At 39.8% G+C, this 23,442-nt stretch carries 16 protein-coding genes and 1 pseudogene; 1 reads left to right on the top strand and 16 read right to left on the bottom strand.

Annotated features, from left to right (window positions below):
* Window positions 1-123: 123 nt before the first annotated feature.
* Window positions 124-3,228 (bottom strand): glycosyl hydrolase 115 family protein, encoded by a 3,105-nt coding sequence (locus I7804_RS12870; RefSeq protein ID WP_248403778.1) that lies wholly within the window; start codon window positions 3,226-3,228, stop codon window positions 124-126.
* 84 nt (window positions 3,229-3,312) lie between these two features.
* Complete coding sequence (locus tag I7804_RS12875) at window positions 3,313-4,845, bottom strand: glycoside hydrolase family 43 protein (protein WP_248403779.1); 1,533 nt, start codon at window positions 4,843-4,845, stop codon at window positions 3,313-3,315.
* A gap of 385 nt (window positions 4,846-5,230) precedes the next feature.
* Here I7804_RS12875 and I7804_RS12880 point away from each other — a divergent pair, with 385 nt between their 5' ends.
* Entirely contained in the window at window positions 5,231-6,160 is a 930-nt protein-coding gene (locus I7804_RS12880) for an AraC family transcriptional regulator (RefSeq protein ID WP_248403780.1), read from the top strand.
* A 95-nt stretch (window positions 6,161-6,255) separates the two neighbouring features.
* On the opposite strand, the gene I7804_RS12885 is transcribed toward I7804_RS12880, so the two are convergent.
* The 14 genes and pseudogenes from I7804_RS12885 to I7804_RS12950 form a co-directional block, all read right to left on the bottom strand.
* Window positions 6,256-7,902: an extracellular solute-binding protein gene (locus tag I7804_RS12885; protein ID WP_248403781.1), complete on the bottom strand. Its 1,647-nt coding sequence runs from the start codon at window positions 7,900-7,902 to the stop codon at window positions 6,256-6,258.
* A gap of 65 nt (window positions 7,903-7,967) precedes the next feature.
* Window positions 7,968-9,563: a response regulator transcription factor gene (locus I7804_RS12890; RefSeq protein WP_248403782.1), complete on the bottom strand. Its 1,596-nt coding sequence runs from the start codon at window positions 9,561-9,563 to the stop codon at window positions 7,968-7,970.
* Window positions 9,564-9,574: 11 nt separating this feature from the next.
* Window positions 9,575-11,284 (bottom strand): sensor histidine kinase, encoded by a 1,710-nt coding sequence (locus I7804_RS12895; protein WP_248403783.1) that lies wholly within the window; start codon window positions 11,282-11,284, stop codon window positions 9,575-9,577.
* Between the two features lie 124 nt (window positions 11,285-11,408).
* The gene (locus I7804_RS12900; RefSeq protein WP_248403784.1) at window positions 11,409-12,965 is read right to left on the bottom strand and encodes a glycoside hydrolase 43 family protein; all 1,557 of its coding nucleotides are present in this window, start codon (window positions 12,963-12,965) and stop codon (window positions 11,409-11,411) included.
* A 35-nt stretch (window positions 12,966-13,000) separates the two neighbouring features.
* Window positions 13,001-15,430, bottom strand: a complete 2,430-nt coding sequence (locus I7804_RS12905; protein WP_248403785.1) for an endo-1,4-beta-xylanase — start codon at window positions 15,428-15,430, stop codon at window positions 13,001-13,003.
* Window positions 15,431-15,507: 77 nt separating this feature from the next.
* Complete coding sequence (locus tag I7804_RS12910) at window positions 15,508-17,214, bottom strand: SGNH/GDSL hydrolase family protein (protein WP_248403786.1); 1,707 nt, start codon at window positions 17,212-17,214, stop codon at window positions 15,508-15,510.
* A gap of 130 nt (window positions 17,215-17,344) precedes the next feature.
* Complete coding sequence (locus I7804_RS12915) at window positions 17,345-19,453, bottom strand: glycoside hydrolase family 3 C-terminal domain-containing protein (protein ID WP_248403787.1); 2,109 nt, start codon at window positions 19,451-19,453, stop codon at window positions 17,345-17,347.
* A gap of 385 nt (window positions 19,454-19,838) precedes the next feature.
* A pseudogene (locus I7804_RS19420) lies at window positions 19,839-19,964 on the bottom strand (N-6 DNA methylase); the annotation flags it as partial.
* Window positions 19,965-19,999: 35 nt separating this feature from the next.
* Complete coding sequence (locus I7804_RS12925; protein ID WP_248403788.1) at window positions 20,000-20,554, bottom strand: hypothetical protein; 555 nt, start codon at window positions 20,552-20,554, stop codon at window positions 20,000-20,002.
* Between the two features lie 95 nt (window positions 20,555-20,649).
* Window positions 20,650-20,994 carry a hypothetical protein gene (locus I7804_RS12930; protein WP_248403789.1) on the bottom strand — a complete coding sequence of 115 codons (345 nt, stop codon included), beginning with the start codon at window positions 20,992-20,994 and terminating at the stop codon, window positions 20,650-20,652.
* A 25-nt stretch (window positions 20,995-21,019) separates the two neighbouring features.
* Window positions 21,020-21,427 carry an acyl-CoA thioesterase gene (locus tag I7804_RS12935; protein WP_248403790.1) on the bottom strand — a complete coding sequence of 136 codons (408 nt, stop codon included), beginning with the start codon at window positions 21,425-21,427 and terminating at the stop codon, window positions 21,020-21,022.
* Window positions 21,428-21,828: 401 nt separating this feature from the next.
* Complete coding sequence (locus I7804_RS12940) at window positions 21,829-22,278, bottom strand: hypothetical protein (RefSeq protein ID WP_248403791.1); 450 nt, start codon at window positions 22,276-22,278, stop codon at window positions 21,829-21,831.
* Between the two features lies 1 nt (window position 22,279).
* On the bottom strand, window positions 22,280-22,816 hold the full coding sequence (locus I7804_RS12945; protein ID WP_110073315.1) for a GNAT family N-acetyltransferase: 537 nt from the start codon (window positions 22,814-22,816) through the stop codon (window positions 22,280-22,282).
* Between the two features lie 53 nt (window positions 22,817-22,869).
* Entirely contained in the window at window positions 22,870-23,439 is a 570-nt protein-coding gene (locus tag I7804_RS12950) for a hypothetical protein (protein WP_248403792.1), read from the bottom strand.
* Window positions 23,440-23,442 lie beyond the last annotated feature (3 nt).

The following is a 23,442-nucleotide window of genomic DNA, read 5'->3' on the forward strand; positions in this document are numbered from 1 at the left end:
TACGTTTCGCAAGTTTCGTAAACTTCCTATATATTGCGACTACTTGTTCACCAGTTGCTATTCTTTGCTATCATCCACAAATGTGCATAGTTTTAGGTGCTTTGTATTGGTCATTTTGACCAATCATTTTTCAATTATTGCTTTAGGACCAAGAAAACCTTTGTGCCATTTGCTCTTCACATTCTTAACAAGAATTCTCTGAAGAACTATACCTTCATCAATGAAATCTACATTCAGACTGCCTTTTCCGGCTTTGCAATTAAGAACAAGGCTTTCTTTGTGCTCTCCTGCAAATATATCTTTTGACCAAAGGTAGTTGGAATTATCACCTCCAACAAAATCCTTACCTATAAGATTAAGCTCATGTCTTTCGCCGTTCCAGGTAACTGCGATTCTCAGGCTATTGTCCTTGGTGATAGGATTAGATGGAGCAATGATAAAGGTAAATTCATACTCGCCTTCTTCTATAGTATTTATAGAATAAGTAACATCTGTATTATCACCCTTTCTTCTTCCAAGTGCTTTGACACCGCTCCTGTACTTGCCTATAGGACTTATTACCTTAAGATCTCTATCCTTATCATCACTGATACTCTCATATTCATCAGCTTCGATAACGAGTCCTACCGAGTCTCCGGTATTAGCAGGCTCTCTTACTTCTGCAAATGCTGTCGGATAATCAAAAGCATTGATAAATCTCACCCATTCATCCGGAACAACTGGAACCATGTGCTCTTTGGAGATCTCCTCGCCATAGCATGCAGCAAGGACTACAAGTGTTACCTTCTTATTGCCGGAGCTTACAAGAATGCTTCCGCTTATATAATAAGTATTGTTTCTCCTTACGATGTTAACCTTCTTGCCGTTTCTATCAAAAACTTCTTTATTAATAGTAGTTTTTTCGCTACTATCGGTATTCTTGTCATCAGCATCTATAATAGAAGAAACATCTCCGATCAGCTCAGCGATCTTGTCTCTATCTATTGTTACAGTGATCTCTTTCTCGCTTATGATCTCATCAATCTGTTCAAATGGAGGGATCTTGCCTTCTGTTTCGCTAAGACTGATCCAGTCATCACCTGATTCAATCTTATAATCAACATCTACGTTGCCGCCATTTTCGATAAGGAAAGTCTGGGAGCTTACTTCAGGTTTTATATATTCATATAAGAAGAGATTCTTTCTGGTCCAATCTCCGCCCATAGAATACTGACCTGTAAGAGGAACGGTAACTATCATCCTGTGTTTATCCGCAGGCCATATATATGATCTTACAGGATACATATTCTCTTCTTCATTCCAGAATCTAAAGCCTGTATGCTGTGAGAGCATCATTCCATCCCACTTGCCGCTTTCGATAGAATGATATGTGCTGATGAGATTCTTCTCAATCCTATGGCACTTCTCAACTTCCTCTGCATAGAAGTTGGCTGTGACTCTTCCCTGAGCCGCGCATACTCTGTTCTTTTCTGCCGCAATCATCATCTCATAATGATTAGCTATTACTCTTGCAGGGAAAACTACAAGTTCAAACAAAGCAGAGTCAATCTCTTTAAGCCTGTTACCTAAGATGAACATCTCAAGTTCGTCGCAGCTTCGTCTTATATCCTTGGCTTTAGCATATATGCGATCAGCTTCACCATAGTTAAAGTTATGAAGTGTTCCCGGATACAGACTTTCAGGCTTTCTGATGCTGCTAAGATATGTATATTCATCAAGAAGCTCTTTGAGTCTTCCAAGTTCTGAATCAGGAAGGAAGTTCTTAAACTGCTGATTTACAAAATAATCAAGGAATCTAAGATATGGCTTCTCAGAATGGATGCTCCACTTCTCATAGTCATATGCAAGTTCGAAGAAATATGTAAGAGGGAATTCCTGAGGCTTAAGATCTCCAACATTAACGATCCAGATATCTCTTACTCCCTTGTCATATGCTTCACTCATCTGCTCACATACTTTTGGTATATATGTGCTGTTAACCCATTCATAAGAAACCGGGTCTCCGTGATAATCAAAATGATAGTACATTCCGAATCCGCCGTTGTGTTCTTCGCCGTATTCAGGAAGTCTTCTCATATTGCCCTGATTGTCTTCACACAGCATAAGTGTTACGCCATCAAGACCATCCCAGCTTCTAAGCCCCTCTGTATTCTCATCTCCGAAGTAGTACTTCTCTACTTCCTTATATATAGCAAGCATCATAGGAACTTCCTGTGCTTTGTCACCATATACTTCTTGTATGAGATCTCTTTGAGTCAGTATAACTTCCTTAAGGTAGTCGATGTTCTCTTTAAGAGTTGCTTCTCTTCCAAGGACCTCACTATCTCTCTCACCTCTCATACCTACTGTGATGATATTTTCAAAAGGTGCATTTCTCTTAAGACCATCTCTCCAGTAGTTGGTAAGACCTTCTTTGTTCTTGTCAAAATTCCAGGCATTGCCATATTTGGAATCTTCACCTCTTACAAGGTCCCACTCTTCAGAATGTCTTGAGCAAGGCTCATGGTGAGAGTTACTCATTACGATTCCGTATTCATCTGCAAGTTCTGCACTTGCAAGACCAGGGCCATCAAGTGAAAAGTTTGATGTCCACATTGCAGGCCAGAGATAGTTGCCCTTAAGACGGAGGATAAGCTCGAAGACATTGTCGTACATCTTAGCTGTAAATCCGCCGTAATGCTTCATGGTCCAGTTACCAAAAGATGGCCACTCATCATTGATGAAAAGACCTCTATACTTAACAGAAGGCTGTCTTGAGATGAGTGTATCTTCATCTGTTATAGTAACTTCGTCCTTCTTAGCAGGTCTTACATCTGCAAAGTTGACCCAGGGTGACACCCCCAGAAGCTCAGACAGGTGGAACAGACCGTAAATAGCACCTCTTTTGTCACTTCCTACTATTACAAGGATAGGCTCTTCAACACCGGGAATCGTCTTAAGAAGAAATGCATAAGCCTCTCTTCTTCCACGCAGAGTTTCAAGTTCGTCCCCTGTAAGAGGGGAGGTATTGCCGCCATCAAGTGTTGCAACATATATACCTTTTATATCTTTACTATCAGAATCAGTACATATATCTTCAAAGGACTCAACTAAAAGCTCCTCAGGAGTTATACCTAAAACCTTGTTGATATCCTCTGATACCTTGCCGATAACACGGCGTACGCCTTTACAAGTTCCTGCCTGATAATAAAAAACCAGTCTGTTTTCGTTCTTAATAATGTAATTCATTCTAAACCTCATTTATTGTATTAATCTCATACCAAAGGCATATTACAGATGGTCTGATAACAGATAAGATATGTGCCCCGTATATCAGGCCTCATATCTAAAGTCTGTAAATACTGCGCTGTTTGTAAGATCGCTTCCTGTATTATCAGAAGCATATATTCCTACTGTACATCCTACAAATCCGCCTGCTATCTCAGTTGAAAGGGCTCTTATGTCTACTTCATCAAACATAACTTCCTTATCGCCTTCAACTATTTCAGCCTGGCCCTTAAGTCCATCGCCCTTTATTACAAATGTGACAGATCCGTCCTTAACTTCTGTCTGACCTATGATCTTGTCAGCGCCGTCTTGTCTAAGCAGAGCAGATGCCTTATTTTCGCTGACTTCTACTCTTAAAGAGAAGCCTTCATTCTGCATAAGCACAAGGCCTTTTGTAAGATTATCTGACTCTGTAGTGTTAACTGTTGCATATGCCTTAAAAGCATGATTCTGAACTCTTAAGCCAAGATATGAAGGATTGGACTCCTGTGTGATAGGAAGCTTTGAAGCCTTCATGACAAGACCTTCTTTAGAAAGAGTGTATCTTCCTTCCTGCTCGTTTCTTAATGTAACAAATTCAGGTCCTATCTTGTCCATGGAAGAGAATCTGTAGTCTCTGTTATTTTTGACATCATCATCCCACTTAACTTCTTCAAGACCGGTATCTACTGTCTGTGTAAGCTTGGCTATTCCGGGATTTACAACCGGCCAGCCGTCTTCCCATGTCACCTTGGCAAGGAAGGTCTCTCTACCTATAGTTGTGTAGCCTTCAGTACGCCTTACACCCAGCATTACCATGAACCACTCTCCATCAGGAGTTTCTACAAGATCAGCATGACCTACATACTGGATAGGATACTCTTTACCCATATCCCTGTGAGTGATAATGGGGTTATTCATATTATTTTCATAAGGTCCGAAAAGAGATTTACTTCTGCAGATTGCTTCGCAGTGGTTAGGTCCTGTGCCGCCTTCTGCGTGCATGATGTAGTAATAATCGTCCTTCTTGTAAAGGTGAGGTCCTTCAGGCCAGATGATATTCTTCATAGAGCCGTTCCATACATCTACTTTGTCCCCGCAGAACTGGAAAGTCTCAGTATCCAGCTCACCGATATAGATGTGGTAATTGCCGCTGTATCTCTCTCCTTCCGGATTGGGATGAGTTCCGATATAGTAGCACTTTCCGTCCTCATCAAAGAAGATACTCGGGTCTATTCCGTCAGCACCCTTGATGCATACAGGCTCAGACCAGGGGCCGTTTATATCATCTGCTGTTACGATGAAATTGCCTCCATGTGAGATATTGGTGCATACAACATAGAATCTTCCCTCATGATACCTTATGGTAGGAGCGAAAAGTCCCTGTGAAAGTCTGGTATTCTCAAGCGGAAGAGACTTATCATCACACAGCACATTACCGATCTGATGCCAATTGGCAAGATCTTTGCTGTGCATTATCGGAAGACCGGGAAAATACGCAAAAGATGAATTCAGAATGTAATAATCATCCCCCGCCCTGACAATAGATGGATCAGGATAAAAGCCCGAAAGAATCGGGTTTGTAGCAACTGCTTTCATAATAATTCCTCTCTTTTCGAAATAAGCAAATCACCTTTTTGCCCAAAAATGTAATATATAAAGGCTTATTTTTGTGCAGATGATTTATCAATTATTGCTATTTTTAGCCAAAACAGCTATTTTTCTAGCTTTATCAATAATTATAAATTCCATGATAAGTCTTAACTTGCCAGATATTGCGCTATCGTATTCAGAATTTGCTTACTTTAAAAAGCAATTATTTTATTGATATTTCGCGTCAAAAGTGTCATAGTTTTTCTTATAAAATACAATAATTTTTCCTGTATTTTTTTATTTTTTGCATGGTAATATTTTTGTGACCGATAAATCGCAAATTTTAAGCAGGCATTTTTTGCTATTGTTTTAGGGTTAGAGGGGGATTTTAATGGCTTTGGCAGCTCAAAAGTTAAATTCTGAAATTAACATAATCAATAAAGATTTTGCAGGCACCAGAAAACTTAAACAGAATCAGGAAATAGTTCAATATCTTAACGATTCGACACTCCGGATCTGGTACAATGACCAGGATGAGGATTACGAAACTCACTGGCACAATGCAATTGAGATCATAATGCCCGTTGAAGAGTGGTATGAAGTTACTATCTCTGAAGAGAAATTCCATATAACTCCGGGAGAGATCCTTATCATCCCGTCCAGTTCTCTTCATTCATTGCATGCACCAAGCAAAGGAGCTCGTTTTATATTCCTTTTCGATCTTCACTTCCTTGAAAAGCTTAGCGGATTCACATCCATAAGCACTATCCTTGGAAAGCCTATTGTGATCAAAAAAGAGACCTTCCTGCCTGTCTATGATGATATCTATGACCTTCTCATCCAGATGAGAACAGAATACTTCTCAGACAGTGATTTTGCAGATATCATGATATACTCTCATCTTCTGGAGCTCTTCTCCCTTATTGGAAGATACAGGATCTCCGAGATGAAGCTGTCCAATACCAGGATCTATAAGCAGAAAGAATACATCGATAAATTCAATGAAGTACTTGAATATATTGATGAGCATTATATGGAGAATCTGTGCCTTGAGTCAATTGCTTATAAGGCAGGATTTAGTAAGTTCCACTTCTCAAGACTGTTCAAACAGTATACTAATTTTACTTTTAACGAATATCTTACTCACAGAAGGATCAAGGCAGCATCTGATCTTCTGGCAATGCCTGATCTGTCTATCACGGAGGTATCTCTTGCTGTAGGATTTGCCAGCATCTCAACTTTTAACAGGATATTCAGGCAGGTCAACAAGTGTACACCAAGTGAATACAGAAGAAAGCACAATCCGCTTCATAGATTATAAAAGAAAACGCCCACTCCGAAATGGAAGGGGCGCTTCTTATTTACAGACTTCCCACCTGTAAAAAACATCACTTTGAGTCTTTTTACAGGTGCAAGTTACTTAGATGAAACTCTTCTATCAAGCTCAGCCTGCATCTCATCCAGAAAATCCTGTGGATTGCAGCGTTCGTATGCTTTCATATATTTCTTCCACATAGCTTCAAAATCATCTGCCATTACCAACTGGGGAAGGTATTCGTGTTTGACCTGGCCCATCAGGTTCCAGGCAAGGCCTCCGGGGGTTGCATTGGTCATGCTGTTGGAGTATGAATACATTGGATACCAGGGGCCTGGAGCTTCATTACTTCCAAGCATGTCCACATAGGTCTTAACTCCATAGGCATCGAAGCACTCTTTGATGCTATCGCTAAGCCCGTCATAATATTCTCCCGGCTGGTCTTCTGGAAGAAGTGAATTGATACCGTCGTCGCTTGTGCCTCTGTAACGGGGAAAATATGGATAGTAGCACATATGAGACATCTTATAGTTTGTATTTAAGAGTTTTTCCCTTTGCTCTGGAGTTCTGTAGAATACTCCATTGTCATCAACCTGATAATCTACTCCTTCCTGTCCCCAGAACCTTAAGTTATGTATATCTTCACTTAGAAGGTCATTAATAAATCCAAGAGCAGCATCAACGTCGCTGCAATCAACTGTAACAGCGATTCCTCCCGATACATTGAGCTGATCTCCTGAGCTATGCCACTGATTATGTACGTCTTCAGAGATAGTAACCGGCACAGGTACATATTCACAGCCCTGCTCATCAAGACCAGCCTGCTTGATAGAATCAAGAGCAAAGCTTGCAAAGTCCCACCACTGATCTACCATTCCCAGAACTCTTCCTGTGGATAGCTTAGCTATATACTCTTCATATGTCTGAGTAAATGACTGAGGATCGACTATACCTTTATGAAACTCCTCATTGAGCTTCATAAAATATGCCTTGGCAGTAGGCGTAGTATTATAATCTATTACTTTCAAAGTCTCAGGATCTACAATAACAGATCCGTCATTTGGATATCCATCCAAAAACTGCGGTGCATTCTCAAGGCAGAAATATCTCCAGTCTTCGCACAGTATAGTATAAGGGATGATCTCTGATCCATCTTCCATAGTAGGATTGGCTTCATAGTAAGATTCTATCAGATCAAAATACTGATCCAGTGTTCTAACCTCGGGATATCCTGCCCACTTTAAAACCCTTGTCTGAATCCAGAATGCCTCATCATTGTGAGTACAGGAAGTATCTTTGCCCTTATAATTACTAAACTGTGGAATCCAGTATATATGTCCGTCGGATTGTCTTAATCTGTCCCATTCTTCATCAGAATAGTAAGCCTTGATATTGGGATACTTGTCTATATAATCATCAAGGGCTATAAGCGCTCCGGCTTCATAGAGCTGCTTAGAAGCATCTCCGCCATCTATAAAATCAGGATATTCTCCTGATGCTATGAGCATGGCAACAGCATCCTGAGCGGTCTGACCATGAAGCCAGGTTTCTGTGACCATAACGCCGGTCTTACTTGCTATGATATTTTTTATTTCATTGTCCTTATTCAGCTCTATTCCGGGAGCCGCATAAAAGGCTGTGAATTCTATGATCTTTTTGTTATTCCCAAATAATAGCCTATTACCCAGGATCAATATAAAAACTGATACAGCCACAAGAACTACAGCTATTATCTTTTTTCTGTTCATATAAAACCTCGTATATATGGCATTAAGTGCCATTTTACTCTAATTGTCTTTACTACCATTTTACTTTAATTGTCTTTCTTCTCCTGTTTTCTGAACTTGGCAGGGGTACATCCCTTTACTGCGATGAACTTGTTGACAAAGTAGTCTACATCCCTGTAACCAACTGCAGCAGCTATCTCATAGATCTTCATATCTGTTGTAAGTAGAAGTGATATAGCCTTTTCAATCCTGTAATTATGCAGATAATCCCTAAAAGAGCAGCCGTATCTTTTATGAAAAAGCTGACCAAGATAAGCGCTGTTAACATAATATTTGTCACCAAGACCCTTCAACGTAAGATTGCTCATATAATTATCTCTTACTTCCCTTTCTATATCGGCAAGAGCGCCTGTGGAGACGTTCTTACGAAGCTGAGAGAGGTAATCGGCATATTCCAGAGCAAACTGTTTAAAATGCTCTTTACTGCCTCTTAAAACGCCTTTTTCAAAGGTCTTCTCACTGATTATCCTGAGTATCTCTTCCTGGTTTATATCATCATCAAGCTTGGCTGCAAGATTGATAAGCTGGAAAACTATATAATTGATATTAATATCAATAAAGCTGCTGGCGCCTGACTCTCTTACATCTGTGTAGAGCTTTTCTACGGTTTCTAATATTCTGTCTTTGTCATAATCTTCGACAGCTCGGATGAAATCGTCAATAGAATCTTTTAAGATCAGTACTTTTTCATTACTGTTTTTTATATCATTATCATCGTAGTTGTATATGCTCTGCTTTTCTCTAAAGCCTTTTAAGAATCTAAGCCGGAGGGCTGTTCCGTAGGACTTTGTTGTATTCCTGAGCCCTTTGACGCTTTTACCAACAAAAAGATTTATATCAAAATTGGTATAGTCGCGTATATAATCGTGAAGCTTAATAAAATAGTCCTCTTCACTACATCCCATATTTACAGAAAGGGATCTTGTATATATAAATCCCACATCATAAATGTTATCATGGCCTGATGGATCAAATACAGCATTAAATTCATTATCCGAAAGAAATGCCTTGGCAGCTTCGTATATCTTCCTTTGCATGGCGATCTTGTCAGATTCATCCCTGTCTTCGTCAGGAAGGAAGGCTTCTTCTGCCTGTATCTCTATATATCTTACGATATCATCATCACTTATCTTATTAAGAACTCTTCCCAGCATGACATCATCGAATTTGCCTCTTATAACGCCTATAAGATCACGCTCAAAATATGCATCTTCCATCTCCTTGGATATAGGAGCCTTGTCCTGAGTGTGATTTCTTTGCTTAACTTCACCAAGGATTTCTAATAAAACCTCTTTATCAACAGGTTTTAATATATATCTCTTACAATCATACTTGATAGCAGTCTGGGCATAGGAGAAATCGGCAAAGCCGCTGCTGATAACAAAATCTGCATCGCTTACACCGCTTTTTCGTATCTCTTTCAACAGGTCAAGACCGGTCATAACCGGCATCTTGATATCTGCTATTATAAGATCAACCCTGTTATCCTTAAGATAGTCAAGAGCATCCTGACCGTTTGAGAATGTCGCAGCGATCTCGTAGCCCTCGCTATTCCAGTCTATAAGAGCTTTAAGTCCCTGTAATATATGTGGTTCATCATCTACTAACAGTACCCTGAGCATTTTTACTATCCTTATCTTAATTTAGTATTCTTATCAGCAGGAATCTTAATAGTTATAAGAGTTCCTACCCCTTTTTCTGAAGATATGTCAAAATAAGTCCCCTCGCCCGCATACATTTTAAGTCGCAGGCATGCATTGATAATTCCCACTCTGCCACTGGTTTTGAGCATATCTATACTTGCATTATTCATCTTATCTGAAAGAGACAAGACATCTTCATCATCCATTCCAATTCCGGTATCTTCTATCTCTATATACATATTATCATCTTTGATATATGCTCTTACGAAGATCCAACCCTTTGACGCTTTGGGTTCTATAGCATGAATACAGGCATTTTCCACAAAAGTTACCATGGACAGCTTTGGAATATCGTATTCCAGGGCTTCGTCGTCTATATCAATAGAATACGAAAGCCTGTCGCCAAATCTATAGCTTTGAAGATCAAGATAAGCGGATACAAAGTTCATCTCATCTTTGATCTTGACCATATCACTTCCCCATTCGACATATTGTCTTTGGATTATGGCAAGATTCTCTATCATCCTGGCAGTTTCCTGTTCCCTTTTGATGACACTGTGCATCCTGATACTCTCAAGAGCATTAAAGAGAAAATGAGGATTGATCTGGCTTTGAAGTGCTAAAAGCTCCGCTTTTTGCCTTGCCATGATGGATTTACTTTCTCTAAGTTTTTGTTTATAGACAGTATCTATAAGATAATTGATGCGCTCTGCCATAGTATTATAGTTTCTGGCAAGAAGTGCTATCTCATCATCGCCTTCTGTATCAGTTGCAAGCTCTAAGTGTTCGTCATTATATCTCTTAACCGTACTACTTAGTCTTAGCAGCCTGTTCAGAAAAAGCGTCCTGAAGTAAGTCAGTCCAAAAAGCGGCATAATAAAACTTATAGCAACAAGAATAAGGACAATAGTAATATATTTATTTACTGCCCTTTTAACATAGTTTTCTCTTTTTAATACATTAATATCGATATCGCAGCCATAGAGCTTAGCTTTTATAGAATAGTCAATACTCTTTTCATCAGCTTTGATCCTGAAATCATCATAAGTTGTATCTGAGATATCATTAGAAAGAACTACACGGTCTTTCTGAGTAACTTCAAACAAAACGCCTTCGTTAATACCTGAAAGCTCTGTAAGTTCCTTAGTAAGGTAATCGTAGCTAAGTTCAAATACGAGTATTTTTTCTTTAGAAGGCTCCGGATAATAATCCAAAGCCTGAATCAGATATATATGCTTGGAATTTTCTATATTTCTGGTCTCATCCTTGTAATAACCAAACCATAAGAGCTTGTTACTGCCACAGGCTTTAAAATCCTTATACCATAGAGTATCCTTGATACTGTCTATAGTCTGAATTCCGCCACCACCGACAAGTGTAGAGTTGTCCGCATAAAAATTAAAACTACAATGCTCAAGGCTTGCAAGCTCCCATAAGGTCGAGGTCTTGCGCAGATTGCCATAAGCAATGTAGTAGTCATATTCCGAAGCATATTTTGTATTTAGAAAATCATATATTCCACTATTGAGATATACCGATGTAGTCATCTCATCGATCATCCCAAAATCAGAACCAAGAGTAAACTCAATAGAAGAGGCAACGCCTTTATTTAAGGTCTGCCTCTCCGTTTTTTCTGCATTCCAAATAATACCTGCTATAATACCGTCTACAACAAATAAGGGTATTATAACGAATATCAAGTAGAATATTATTATTTTTTGTGTGATGCTCATTGAATAGAGCTTTTTTATAATACTGTTTTTATAAATATTATTTGTATTAATGCTATTTTTCATTTACAAAACCCGGGTGACAGTAATCATCCTAAGCTTCGTATTCAAAGTCGTTGAAAATAGCTTTTCCACCGGGCTGCTTGGTAGCAAAATTAAATAGTCCGAATCTGCATCCGGTAAAATGATCAAGACCAAAATGAAGCTTATGATTAATTCCTGTATCAATCATTCCGTCGCCCGCATCATAATAAAAATATGCAGTATCCTTACCTCCGGTAAAGTCAGCACAAATCTTGAGCGTAACGACGTCTGTATCTATTATACGCGAAAATACGACATTACCGGGCAGATAATCTATTCTTTTGTCAAATCTGTCAACTTCCTCTTTCTTCCTGACCATAACGACAAGTTCTTTCTGGAAGGACTGATTTCTGACACCCACAAGGCCATAGCATCCCTGCATAGCGCAGATTCCTGCTACATCTCCGTCTTTAAGACCGCTTACATCAACTGTAACCTGAGCGCAGCACTTTGGCATCATCATGCGCTGGGTGAGCATATTTTTGGCATGAACAAGGTTAGTTGCTATCTTGGTATTCTTGATCTCAAGACCGCCTTCATGCTTGATCTTCCAGCCTGAATCACAGGGAAGGTGATTCCACTGCCACTGCTTTTTAAGATCAGGATGAGATGTTTTGGTCACATCGTATTTAAAATCGTCCGAAGTGTATAGTTTATCATATTTATGATCTTTAGCCAAATTTTGAGTATCAAGAAACTTCTTTATCTCTTTTTCAGAAGGAATCTTAAGATCATCACTTACATATGGGAAGCCGTCCTTGAAAGTAAGAGGAACTATTACAGGTACTCTTCCTACAGCTCCGCAGTCCTGGAACAAATATGCAACCCATTTTCCGTCAGGAGTATCAACGATTCCGCCCTGTGCTACGCCTCTTCCGGGATTGCCGATATCATCGATCACAAGGTCTCTTCTTTCGAATTCGCCGTTTAGATCGCTTGCTCTATATACGACCTGTGTTCTCATTCCGGCGCTCTTGGGCCAATGTATAAGGAAGATGTAATAATAGCCGTCAATCTTATAGATATGAGAGCCTTCGTATCTAAGATATACATCATCTGTATCCTTTATTATGATCTTGGAAAGGCCTCCTTCTTTGATAGCAGAAAGGTCAGGCTCAAGCTCTGTGATCCAGATATCTCCATTGCCATAAGTTACATATACCCTTCCGTCATCGTCAAAAAGAAGTGATAAGTCATGGAAGAAACCGTCCATATAGTGTTTCTCCCACTTGCCGTTCTCAATATCATCTGTGGTAAAAAAGTAAGTCTTTTTGATATCAACAGATGAAAAAGCTATATAGTATATTCCGTTATGGAATCTGAGGGTCGGAGCCCACATTCCATGTCCGTATATGCTTTCTTCTCTCTCGAGGTTCTCAGCAGAGCTATCCTCCAGTTTGTCAAAAACATAATTAACTATCTCCCAGTTAACAAGATCATAAGATCTTAAAATAGCGCATCCCGGGAAAAAATACATAGTTGTGCTCACCATATAATAAGCATTACCAACTCTTATAACATCCGGATCCGGATAATCAGTTTTCATAATAGGATTCAAACTCTGCATCGGTCTATTCCTCGTAATAATTTTCTATATTTTTCTCAAGATTCGTAATCTTCTATTATTGCATAGTAAGCATCTTTTTTCTTAAGATCCTTATCAAAAAGGAGCGGATCTTCACCGCTTCTCCAGGTATGTGCATCGTCGATGCCCCATACTGTGATGCTAGTTACGTTATAGCCTTGATTCTTAAGTTCAAGCATTCCTTCAAAATATGCCTTATACAAATCTGCCTGCTTCTGAAATTCAGCATTAGTACTTGACTTAACGCCTATATCAAGCTCTGTTCCCTGAACTTCATATCCAGCATCAAGAAAGGACTTGGCTGTTTCAAGGAACTTATCAATATCATCACTGGTTGAAAGATGTGACTGCATTCCGATTCCGTCTATCCAGCCATTTTCTTTGACTTCAGAGAGGTTCTCAAGGATAAGATCACCCTTCCACATACATGAATAGTCATTGTAGAAAAGAGAATAATCATCAGATGTATATTTACTTGCATATTCAAATGCTCTTACGTAATAGTCAGGCCCCACAACCTCATACCAGAGATTGTTCTTCTGTCTGATTCCGTTCTCATCTCCGTCGCCTACGTCAAAGGCTTCGTTAACAACATCTACTGCATAGATAAGACCAGGATGCTCTTTGTCAAAATATGTAAGAACTGACTTTATATAGCTCTCCATTCGCCTTAGCATAGTCTCTCTGTCAACAAGATCGCCGTCATCTGTGTAATCTTCTGTAAAGAACCATCTTGGAGTCTGATTGTGCCATACAAGAGTATGAAGTCTCATCTGGATGCCGTTTTCTTCGCAGTAATTGATACTAGGCTGACAGTTATCAAAATGAACAGCCGGTTCATAATATGAATCCGGAAGACCACTTGCAGATGCTTCTTTGTCAAGAAGCGACTCAGGCTTCATCTCATTTTCACAAGTGATACTGTTGAAGTTATCCTTAACTGCAGTATCAAAATCAGTCATACTATTAAATACATTATTAGGAAGAGCAACGCCTAGCTTAAATGAATCTTTGTACACATCAAGCATTGTAGTTCCGGCAAGTTCAGAAGCAGCTGCCTTAGCACTTCTATCCTGAGTAAGGTTCATCTCTTCATCAGAATAAGCTATTGCAAGGATTGTGAACTTCTTGTCTTCACTTCCCTCTGCCATTTTGATCTCAAGCTTGTGAGAGGAAACTTTAGAATCATCAAATGCAATCTCTACATTATTATTGTTCCAGCCATCAGCTCTATTAGCATCGATAGTAAGCATCAGCTCGCCATCTACATATACTTCTGCTTCTCCATATTCTGAGTTATTAGCTGCTTTGTAGTCAAGAAGGATGTTCTTGCAATTGGCTTCCAAAACAAAAGGCTCGTTACCGCTGACGTCTCGTGACCAGTTATCAGGGAATGTTACTTCGTCGCTCCTGACACTCTGATGAACCTCAGTATCCGTAAGAGTAAAGCTTCCGGTACTAACCTTGGCTCCATTTGAGTCCTTACTTGTAACCAGCTTCATGTTAAGGAAATCCGGTGAATAATAGTAAGTCTCAGGAACAGGAGCAATCTTATCAGTTGCTGTTTTGGTCTTGATCTTAGAGTCTATCTCATTTATGAGATTCATCATTGTATCAGCCATGATCTTGTGACCAAGAGCTGTTGGATGATACTCATCACTAAAGTAAAGGCTGTCTGAAAGATCTCCTGACTCAAATGCTGCAGCTGTACCGTCTTTTACACTTACCATTGGAAGTCCGTACAAATTACCTACAGGAATGTAAAGATCTTCAAGATTCCACTTGGACTTAAAGACTGCAAACATCAGCATTACTGCTGTCTCATCGTCTTCTTCCAGTATCTGCCTTACAAGACTTTCATAGGCTCTTCCTTCGGTAGGCTCTTCATAATCGTTAACTGCAAACTCTACAACTACAAGATCAGGAGTTTCGCTGCAAAGCGATGTAACGTCTTTGTCATAGCGCATGATACCAAGCGCAGAAGGTGTACCGCCAACACCGGCGTTTACATATTCAATCTCTGCATCAGGATACTGCTCCCCTAGCATTGTAATGAACTGATCGCAATAAGACTTTGTAGTATCCTTAACTCCGCCGCCCTCTGTAATTGACCCGCCGATCATAGCGATGGTGACTTTTTCACCATTTCGAAGCTTATTGACAAAATTCTCTAATCTTCCGTTTGTACCGGTTGAGAGAAGTCCGGACTTTATAGCTTCCTTGTACCACTCCTTTTCATATATTGAAGTGTTGTCAGCTGACTGTGTAGAAGCTGCAGCGCTTGAGTCTGATGCGTTTGCAGATGAATCCGCTGATGCTTCAAGCGCTGCCTGCTGCGTGCTTTCTCCCTGAGCTAAGGATCCTTGACCACCACTGTTTGCGGCGGTGCAGCCTGCCAAACATACCATATTTAAAGCAAGTAATAACCCAACTATTCTTCTTTTCATTGTCATAACCTCTAGTCAATACTTTATAGTTTTATACCCGTTTTTATAAATAAATCAAAAGACCAATCGCAGAAGACTTATCTTACAATTCCAAATCCAAGAATCGTAAAACTCTTTTCTTCGCTTCCCTTAGCCATCTTAACTTCTACTCTTCTCTTTTTGCACTCTCTATCATTAAGGATTATCAGAGGATTGCAGTGTACCCAGCCGTTATCCAAAGGATTGATGCTTCTAACGTATTCCCCATCAACGTATACATCAGCTACTCCTTCAAGAGGGCTTCCTGAATCCTTGTTTATGATAACAAGGCGCTTTGCTTCAACTTCCATTGTGAATGGCTTTGAAAATGAACCGTGCTTTTTGGCATCAAATCTCCAGTTATTTGGAAACTGCTTAGTACCCTTAATATCCATGTTCATCTCAACAGCCTGAAGCTCTGTATCTGTGCTGTCAAAATCACCTTCGTCGATAAGAGCTTCTACAGGCTTATCTTTTTTGTCAAAAAGAACAACTGTTTCAAAGTCAGTACCGATAGGTGATACCACCTTGTCAAAATCTGTATCTACTTCGCTCTTATTATCGAGCATGTCTTTCATTACCTGCTCAAGGCACATAGCCATTACGCTGTGGCCTGTGTTAGTCGGATGAAATACATCGTAGAAATACTGTGCCTTAGTAATAAGTCTTCCTGTATCCTTGGTCTTATAGAACTGGTCTGTAACACAGGCTTTAAGACTTACCATCGGAAGATCGTAGGCTTTACCTACAGGGCTGAGTCTATCCTCAAGATTGTAATCGTTAGCAAAAACTGAGAAAAGGATTATAACTGCAGGCTGACTCTTGCCATTCCAGATCTTTCTGACAAGACTTTCAAAGCAGACACCCTTGGTCTCATCGCCTTCATCATTAACAGCGAATTCAACGATAACTACATCCGGTTCAACCTCGCCGTCTCTTCTTACATCTCTATCATAGCGGAGCATTCCAAGCTCTGAAGGAGTTCCGCCTACACCGGCCTTTACGTAATGGATGTTTTCATCCATTCCTGTGAGCTTTTTGAAAGCTTCGTATGTCTTATATGCATAACATTCTGTGTTGATCGGAACAGCACCGGCGCCCTGTGTTATGGAACCGCCGATAAATGCGATCGTTGTATCTTCTCCGCGTCTTGCCTTTTCTACAGCCTTGTTGAATCTGTAGGAGTTACCAACCTGAAGGACGCTGTCCCTTACATGTGCTGCAAATTCTGCGCTTTCAAGATCTACTGGTGCATCCTCTTCCTGAACAGGTGCATCAAATCCGTCATTAAGATAAAGCTTAACTGTCACATTGGCAGTAAAGTCATTAGCGCCATATTCAAAGCGGCACTGACCAACTTCCTTATCTTCATCAGTAAGATCGATAGCAGAAAGATCAAGAAGGTGCTCTGCTCCGTTACAAGCTACAGGCATCTCAAGAAGTGTTCCGCCTCCAAGGAGGTCATTCTTGCCATAGAACTGGAATACGAACTTACACTCTGTATCCTTGTCACAGCCATCAACTATTACTCCGATACTATGAACGAGCTTTTTAAAGCCCTGCGCTGTTTTCAGCATATCTATAAGATTTTCATCAGAAAGATTACCAACGAACTTACTTGCTTCTATAAGTCTTCCGCCATCGAGATAGATGGGAGTGATTCCCTTTCCATCAGGTGTTGGAAAGGCAAATACATTCTTATCCTTCATCAGAAAGTAAAACTGTCTCTTTTTCTCCGGATCTCTTGGAGCAACCGGTCCACGCATTTTAAATTCCTCTTTTCCAAATGGCATATCGCAGGATACGATATGCCACTTTTGACTTTACTTTTTAAATATTTTTTTCTAACAAAATCCTGATATACGATTTTTATATCGAATTATTTAGTTAATCAGATCAAAACTCAATGCTGACATGTGCAGCTGCTGTTCCTGTAAGCTCAGCACTTCTCTTGTCAGGTCCTGCAAATCCTACATATATATCAGCCTTGGAGCCTTCGAAGACTCTCTCGCCTTCTTCGTTTACAACCATAAGTGACTTCTTAGGTACTGTGAATGCCACTGTCTTGGTCTCGCCTTTTTTAAGTTCAACTCTTTCGAAGTCTACAAGGTGAGCATTAGGAACTTCAAGTGCTGAGTCAGCAACCTTAAGATAGAGCTGAAGTACATCACTTACATCAGCATCGCCTGTATTAGATACAGTAACTTCTACCTGTGCATCTCCATCTGCGAAGTCCTTAACAACCTTAAGATCTTTAGCGCTAGTCTTGGAATAAGTAAGACCATATCCAAACGGGAAGAGAACCTTGTTGTAATCTTCGATGAATCTGTAGGTTCTGCCCTTCATGCTGTAATCTGTGAACTCAGGAAGATCCTCGAGGCTGTTATAGATAGTAATAGGGAGCTTACCTGAAGGTGATACCTTACCAAAGAGGATATCAGCGATGCTCTTACCACCCTGTCCGCCCGGATACCATGTCTGAAGGACTGCAGCGCAGTGCTCGTTGGCAAATCTAAGATCCATAGCACTTCCTGTCATAACAAGAAGGATGATAGGCTTACCTGTCTTAACAAGTGCATCGAAGAGTACTTCCTGGCTTTCAGGGAACTCAAGAGTGTTCTTGTCTCCTGAAGCATAGGAGTTACCTGTATCTCCCTCTTCTCCTTCAAGTGTCTCATCAAGTCCAAGGCACAGAACTGTAAGATCTGTATTCTCAGCTGCGATAACAGCTTCTGTAACTCTGTCAAAAGGCTTGGCAAGGTTCTCTTCCTTGTCCATGAAGAGGTGAGCACCCTTAGCGTAATGTACGCTTATGTCATCTCCTGCTTCGTCCATGATTCCTTCAAGGACAGTCACATGTCTTCCCGGTGTTCCGTGATAGTTACCTATAAGAGCAGCTCTGGAATCAGCATTAGGTCCTATTACAGCGATGCTTCCGATCTTCTTTTTATCAAGAGGAAGGATGCCGTCATTCTTAAGAAGTACAACGCTTTCAAGAGCAGCCTTGTCAGCAAGCTGTCTGTGCTCCTTGGTATCGATATCCTTAAATCCAAGGCTATCCCATTCATTCTCTTCAAACATTCCAAGCATGAAACGTGTTGTGAAAAGTCTGATAGCAGACTCTCTTACAGTCTTCTCATCAATAAGTCCTTTTCTCTTAGCAGAGAGGATCTTCTGATATGTGCAGCCGCAGTTAACATCACATCCTGCTTCAAGAGCAAGCTTGACACTTCTTTCAGGAGTAGCTGTAACCTTGTGATTCTCATGGAAGTCTCTGATAGCCCAACAGTCAGATACGAAGTGGCCCTTGAATCCCCACTTGCCACGAAGGACTTCTTTCATAAGATAGTTGTGTCCGCAGCATGGCTCGCCGTTAGTTCTGTTGTAAGCGCCCATGACAGCTTCAACTTCGCCTTCTTTGACACAAGCTTCGAAAGCGGGAAGATATGTCTCATACATCTCCTTAAGGCTTACTCTTGCATCAAATGAATGACGCAAAGCTTCAGGTCCTGAATGTACTGCAAAGTGCTTAGCACAGGCTGCAGCAAGCATAGTCTTCTTTTTGCCCTGAATACCCTTGATAAAAGGAATTGCCATCTTGGAGATGTGTACCGGATCTTCGCCGTATGTCTCCTGTCCTCTTCCCCAACGAGGATCTCTGAAGAGGTTAACATTGGGTGACCAGATTGTAAGTCCCTTGTAGATATCTCTGTCGCCTCTCTTGGAAGATTCATTATATCTGGCTCTTGCTTCTGTACCGATGCAGTTACCGATCTCTTCCATGAGCTCTTTATCGAATGTTGCTCCAAGTCCTATAGACTGAGGAAATACAGTCGCGGTTCCACTGCGGGCAAGTCCGTGAAGTCCTTCATTCCACCAGTTGTATTCCGGAACTCCGAGTCTTTCAATCGCCGGAGAATCGTAACGCAGCTGTGATGCCACTTCTTCAAAGGTCATCTTTTTTACAAGCTCTTCGGCTTTTTTTCTTGCTTCTTCTCTGTTCATTGGTTAAAGTACCTCTCATCTTATTAACAGCTATAAATAGCTTCTGAAAATTCATGTATATAGGGTTGCCCTAGTCTTAGCCGATTCCTGGGAATCCCCAAAGTTTTAGCATTCCCTATATGTATGATTTTCAGTTTGTTATAGCTTTATTCTTAAATTGCTTTTTATTGCACAGGTTACAACATCTACACCTGTAACATGATATTTAGAATTATATTTATTAATTGCAAAGTCTTCTATTCAGATATACACAATTACTTCTCATATATTGCGATATAAAAGCGAAAATAAATTTCCGCGATAAATAACGCAAAAGCGAGCATCATCTATCGTAAAACGCCAGATGATGCTCGCTTTTTAGTTATATACAATGATATATAGCTATTCAATTGGTTTTGCAAATAGCAAAAGTCTGATCATTAATCTCCCGGCCAAAAGACACGAGTTCTGTAGACGCATTAAGACTATGAAGATATTCCTCCGCTACAGAAAGCATTCCTCCAGTACCACAAGCAGGATCATATTTTGGCCTCTACCACTAAATCCTCAAAAAAGTCTTGGTAAATAGTAAAACAAAAGAACGATCAGTACTCCTATAAGTAAATATTTTAGTCTTTCCCTATCCACCTTACTTGGATTATGTAGCTTTTCATCACTTACAACATACCCAGGATAGTTATTGGGCTTTTCTTCAGGAATGAAGTCAGCTTCAACAGCTTTGCCATACCAGGTAGTTCCGGCATTTTCAGATATATACTTTTTGTATTTCTCAGCATTTTCAATATCACCAAGCTTTTTGGCTGTAAGATACAGATAGTACTGCCTTGCAACTTCATCCAAAGGTCTTTCCTGAGGAGTGCCAAGTACGGTATATATCTTTTCATAGTCATTATTTATGCAGCAATAAGCATAGTCTCTGTACAGCTGCAAGTCTTTGTATATCTTAAAATTCCATATAGAATGCCTAGCCTTAGGGTAAAGCTTGCATCCCTCGTCCGCACAGGATTTAACTGTATTATAGTCATTGTAGTAAAGCGCTATAAGCTGCTTTAAATGCAAAGCTATCAGCATATTGTCGGCTGTTGCGGATGCTTCCTGCATAAAGCCAAGACATTTAGACGCTTTATCTATTTTTCCAAGTCTATACAAAATGTTTCCGAAATTATACTGAGTAACACTCCACAACATCTGCTTGTTCAGGGTTGTCGGAACAAAGGAAAGGTACCTTGAAAGGCCTTTATCCGGGCGGCATTCTCTGAAGGCATATCTGTTAAGTTCGCGGTGAAGAACTCTTTTTGCTTAAGATATAATATTTCTGTAAGTAAAATAGCTACTACAATGAGCCTAAGCCAGGTACTATCATGCGGAATAAGCCTTCCACCTTGAAAGATATAAAAGGCACTTCCAAATACAACAATATAAAAAATAGTTCTTAAGAAATTGAACTTTCTTACACAATTGCCTTTAAATTCCTTATCTTCGTCGCATGCATCATCCCCGATTATCTGCAAAATTCTGTTCCACTCTTCTTTGTTACTCATGTTACTTATTCTCCCTCTAAAACTCTTACTCCACAGCCAGGTCGTTAAGTACCTTGTAAAGCTCAGGCTGTTCGTCTTTCATACGTATAGGCCTTCCTTCTCTGTCTAAAAATGCATGAGAAGATGTAGCTTTACATACAGTCTTACCCGCCTCGTTCTTCATCTCATATGCAAGATGGAGCTTAACGCCTTTGAACTCTTTGACCTTGACACTTATCTGAACATGGTCCGAGAACGTAGTACTGATCTTATAGTCGCAGTTCACATTCAAAACCGGTGATATTATCCCCATTTCTTCAAGCTTTGCATAGTCCCATCCAATCTGAGACAGAAAATCTATCCTGGCTTCTTCCATCCACCTGATATAATTTGAATGATGCGTTATTCCCATCCTGTCGGTTTCGTAATACTGAACGATGTGTGTGTATTCCATGTTATAAACCTCTTTTATCAAAAAATCTTTAATCTCAAATTATTAAACTATGTACTACTATAACAAAAAATGAACCGAATGACAGATTTTTTGTCATCCGGCTTATTTCACTGCGTGTTATTCAACCAATTTATTCATCTTTTTCATCTTTTCCATCTTCTTCATCTACCAAAGCTTCGCTTGTGTTCTTATCTTCTTTGGCGTCATTAAATGGGTGCAATTTCTTAAGGGGACTGTCTAAAACTGCGTCCGTTTTTTAGAATCTGCCGCATCTGCTTTTTCTTCAATCTCAGAATTGCCGGTATCTTCAATGGCACTTTTATTGTCTTTTTAAATTGTCATTGCCCTGATCTGTACAGGCAGTTACTAATCCTAGGCATATAATAGTTATCGTAAACAATTTATTTTTTCTCATTCTTTTTTCCAAACAACCTCTCAAAAAAGCCAGGCTTTCTTTCTTTTTGAGCTTTAACCCAAAGAGGTATACCATTTTCATCAAGCTCTTCCGGAGCCAGAAGGTTAACAGCATCCTTGGTATATAAGTCAAGATTTACAGGTGTAACTTTGGTCTTTACAGACGGTTTCCTTGCAGTATCATCACTGTAAGGATAAGTGCTGCAGTACACCTCATAGTCAAAGGCATCTTTATGTTCATCCAGATATTTTTTCAGATAATGAGCTCTTAATGGACATAGCTCAGGATCCTCATTTTCAGGCGTATCCTCATAGCCAGTTGCAAGGAACAATTTGCCTTCTTTTATAATCATGGTACAAACATTAATATCTTCGATTGTTATATCCAAGTCCTGCGATAGTGCACATATGTGATCATATAATTCTCTGACTTTCATTTTAACCTTTCTCCTTCTGGATTGTTAGCAGGAATACATCTGATTCGAAAGTTGCACTTCCATCATTTTTGGTATATGACGAACTGTGGTCGTACACCATCCCAAGTTTCTCCATGACTCTTCTGCTTCCTATGTTCTCCTTTGCGCACTCACCCTCAAATGTGCGTGCCCCATAGACCTTTGCTGCATGCATCATTAGTGCATTCATTCCTTCTACGGTATAGCCTTTGCCCCAGTCATCGTATCTGTTGACATAAGATAAAGTCCACACATCTCTGTCCACATCATGGTTAAGAGCGTAGATTCCAACTGCATGTCCATCCTCTTTATCAGACACCAGCATGAGTATATTGATCTTGGAAGTGGGGTCTTTCTTAGGCAGCCATGCAAGTGGCTCTTCAGGAGACTTACATGCAGAGCCAAGCAAATACTTAAAAACTCTCTCATCCATATCCCAGGCAGTCATTACCTTATAGTCTTCAGGCATAAGGCGCCTCATTATTAGTCTTTTAGATTCTACAATTTCTTGATTGTTCATTTCATTTTTCCTATACAGTAACTACAACCAGATTCTATTTAATCATAAACAGATCAATCTTCTTCTGAACTGTTTTCTAATTCAAGGTATTCCTCATATTCCCTTAAGTATGGACGCTTGTTTTTTAGTACAGACATATTTCTTTTTAATACATCAATACTATTGCTCGGATTCTGAATATAAAAACGACATATTTCATGAAGCCTGTTTTTGCAGTCTTCTATTCTATAATCCGACTGAGAAATTAGAGCTATACAGTAATAATAGCCTATTATATCAAATCCAAAATCAGCACTGGTATGTTGTTCAGAAGGATGATATGTTTCAAGTGTTTTTAATACAGTATCTACAATACATTCTTCCTGAGCAAATGAAGTCATTCGCACATATTCATTTAGCTTTATCGGGGCATGTGAGAACTGAGCGAATTTCTTACATAATTTCCATATTTTTTCAGGATCAGCATTAATTTGCTCACATGCTGACATCAACGGTAATGTTAATTTGCGCTTCATTGCAATTTCTTCAATGCTAGAGCCTCTTATTACATGATTATCCCTACTAGCGTTCTCAAACGCTTCTAAGTAATTCTTTATTTCTTCTACAGATGGTATTTTCCCCATAAC

The organism is Butyrivibrio fibrisolvens (genome assembly GCF_023206215.1).
In the GTDB taxonomy this organism is placed as follows: Bacteria; Bacillota; Clostridia; order Lachnospirales; family Lachnospiraceae; genus Butyrivibrio; species Butyrivibrio fibrisolvens_C.

Coding starts and splice junctions, on each gene's coding strand:
- I7804_RS12910 (WP_248403786.1), bottom strand. CDS start 17,214: ATGCGTGGACCGGTTGCTCCAAGAGATCCGGAGAAAAAGAGACAGTTT.
- I7804_RS12870 (WP_248403778.1), bottom strand. CDS start 3,228: ATGAATTACATTATTAAGAACGAAAACAGACTGGTTTTTTATTATCAG.
- I7804_RS12915 (WP_248403787.1), bottom strand. CDS start 19,453: ATGAACAGAGAAGAAGCAAGAAAAAAAGCCGAAGAGCTTGTAAAAAAG.
- I7804_RS12930 (WP_248403789.1), bottom strand. CDS start 20,994: ATGAGTAACAAAGAAGAGTGGAACAGAATTTTGCAGATAATCGGGGAT.
- I7804_RS12935 (WP_248403790.1), bottom strand. CDS start 21,427: ATGGAATACACACACATCGTTCAGTATTACGAAACCGACAGGATGGGA.
- I7804_RS12880 (WP_248403780.1), top strand. CDS start 5,231: ATGGCTTTGGCAGCTCAAAAGTTAAATTCTGAAATTAACATAATCAAT.
- I7804_RS12900 (WP_248403784.1), bottom strand. CDS start 12,965: ATGCAGAGTTTGAATCCTATTATGAAAACTGATTATCCGGATCCGGAT.
- I7804_RS12875 (WP_248403779.1), bottom strand. CDS start 4,845: ATGAAAGCAGTTGCTACAAACCCGATTCTTTCGGGCTTTTATCCTGAT.
- I7804_RS12925 (WP_248403788.1), bottom strand. CDS start 20,554: ATGCAGGAAGCATCCGCAACAGCCGACAATATGCTGATAGCTTTGCAT.
- I7804_RS12940 (WP_248403791.1), bottom strand. CDS start 22,278: ATGAAAGTCAGAGAATTATATGATCACATATGTGCACTATCGCAGGAC.
- I7804_RS12905 (WP_248403785.1), bottom strand. CDS start 15,430: ATGAAAAGAAGAATAGTTGGGTTATTACTTGCTTTAAATATGGTATGT.
- I7804_RS12890 (WP_248403782.1), bottom strand. CDS start 9,563: ATGCTCAGGGTACTGTTAGTAGATGATGAACCACATATATTACAGGGA.
- I7804_RS12950 (WP_248403792.1), bottom strand. CDS start 23,439: ATGGGGAAAATACCATCTGTAGAAGAAATAAAGAATTACTTAGAAGCG.
- I7804_RS12945 (WP_110073315.1), bottom strand. CDS start 22,816: ATGAACAATCAAGAAATTGTAGAATCTAAAAGACTAATAATGAGGCGC.
- I7804_RS12885 (WP_248403781.1), bottom strand. CDS start 7,902: ATGAACAGAAAAAAGATAATAGCTGTAGTTCTTGTGGCTGTATCAGTT.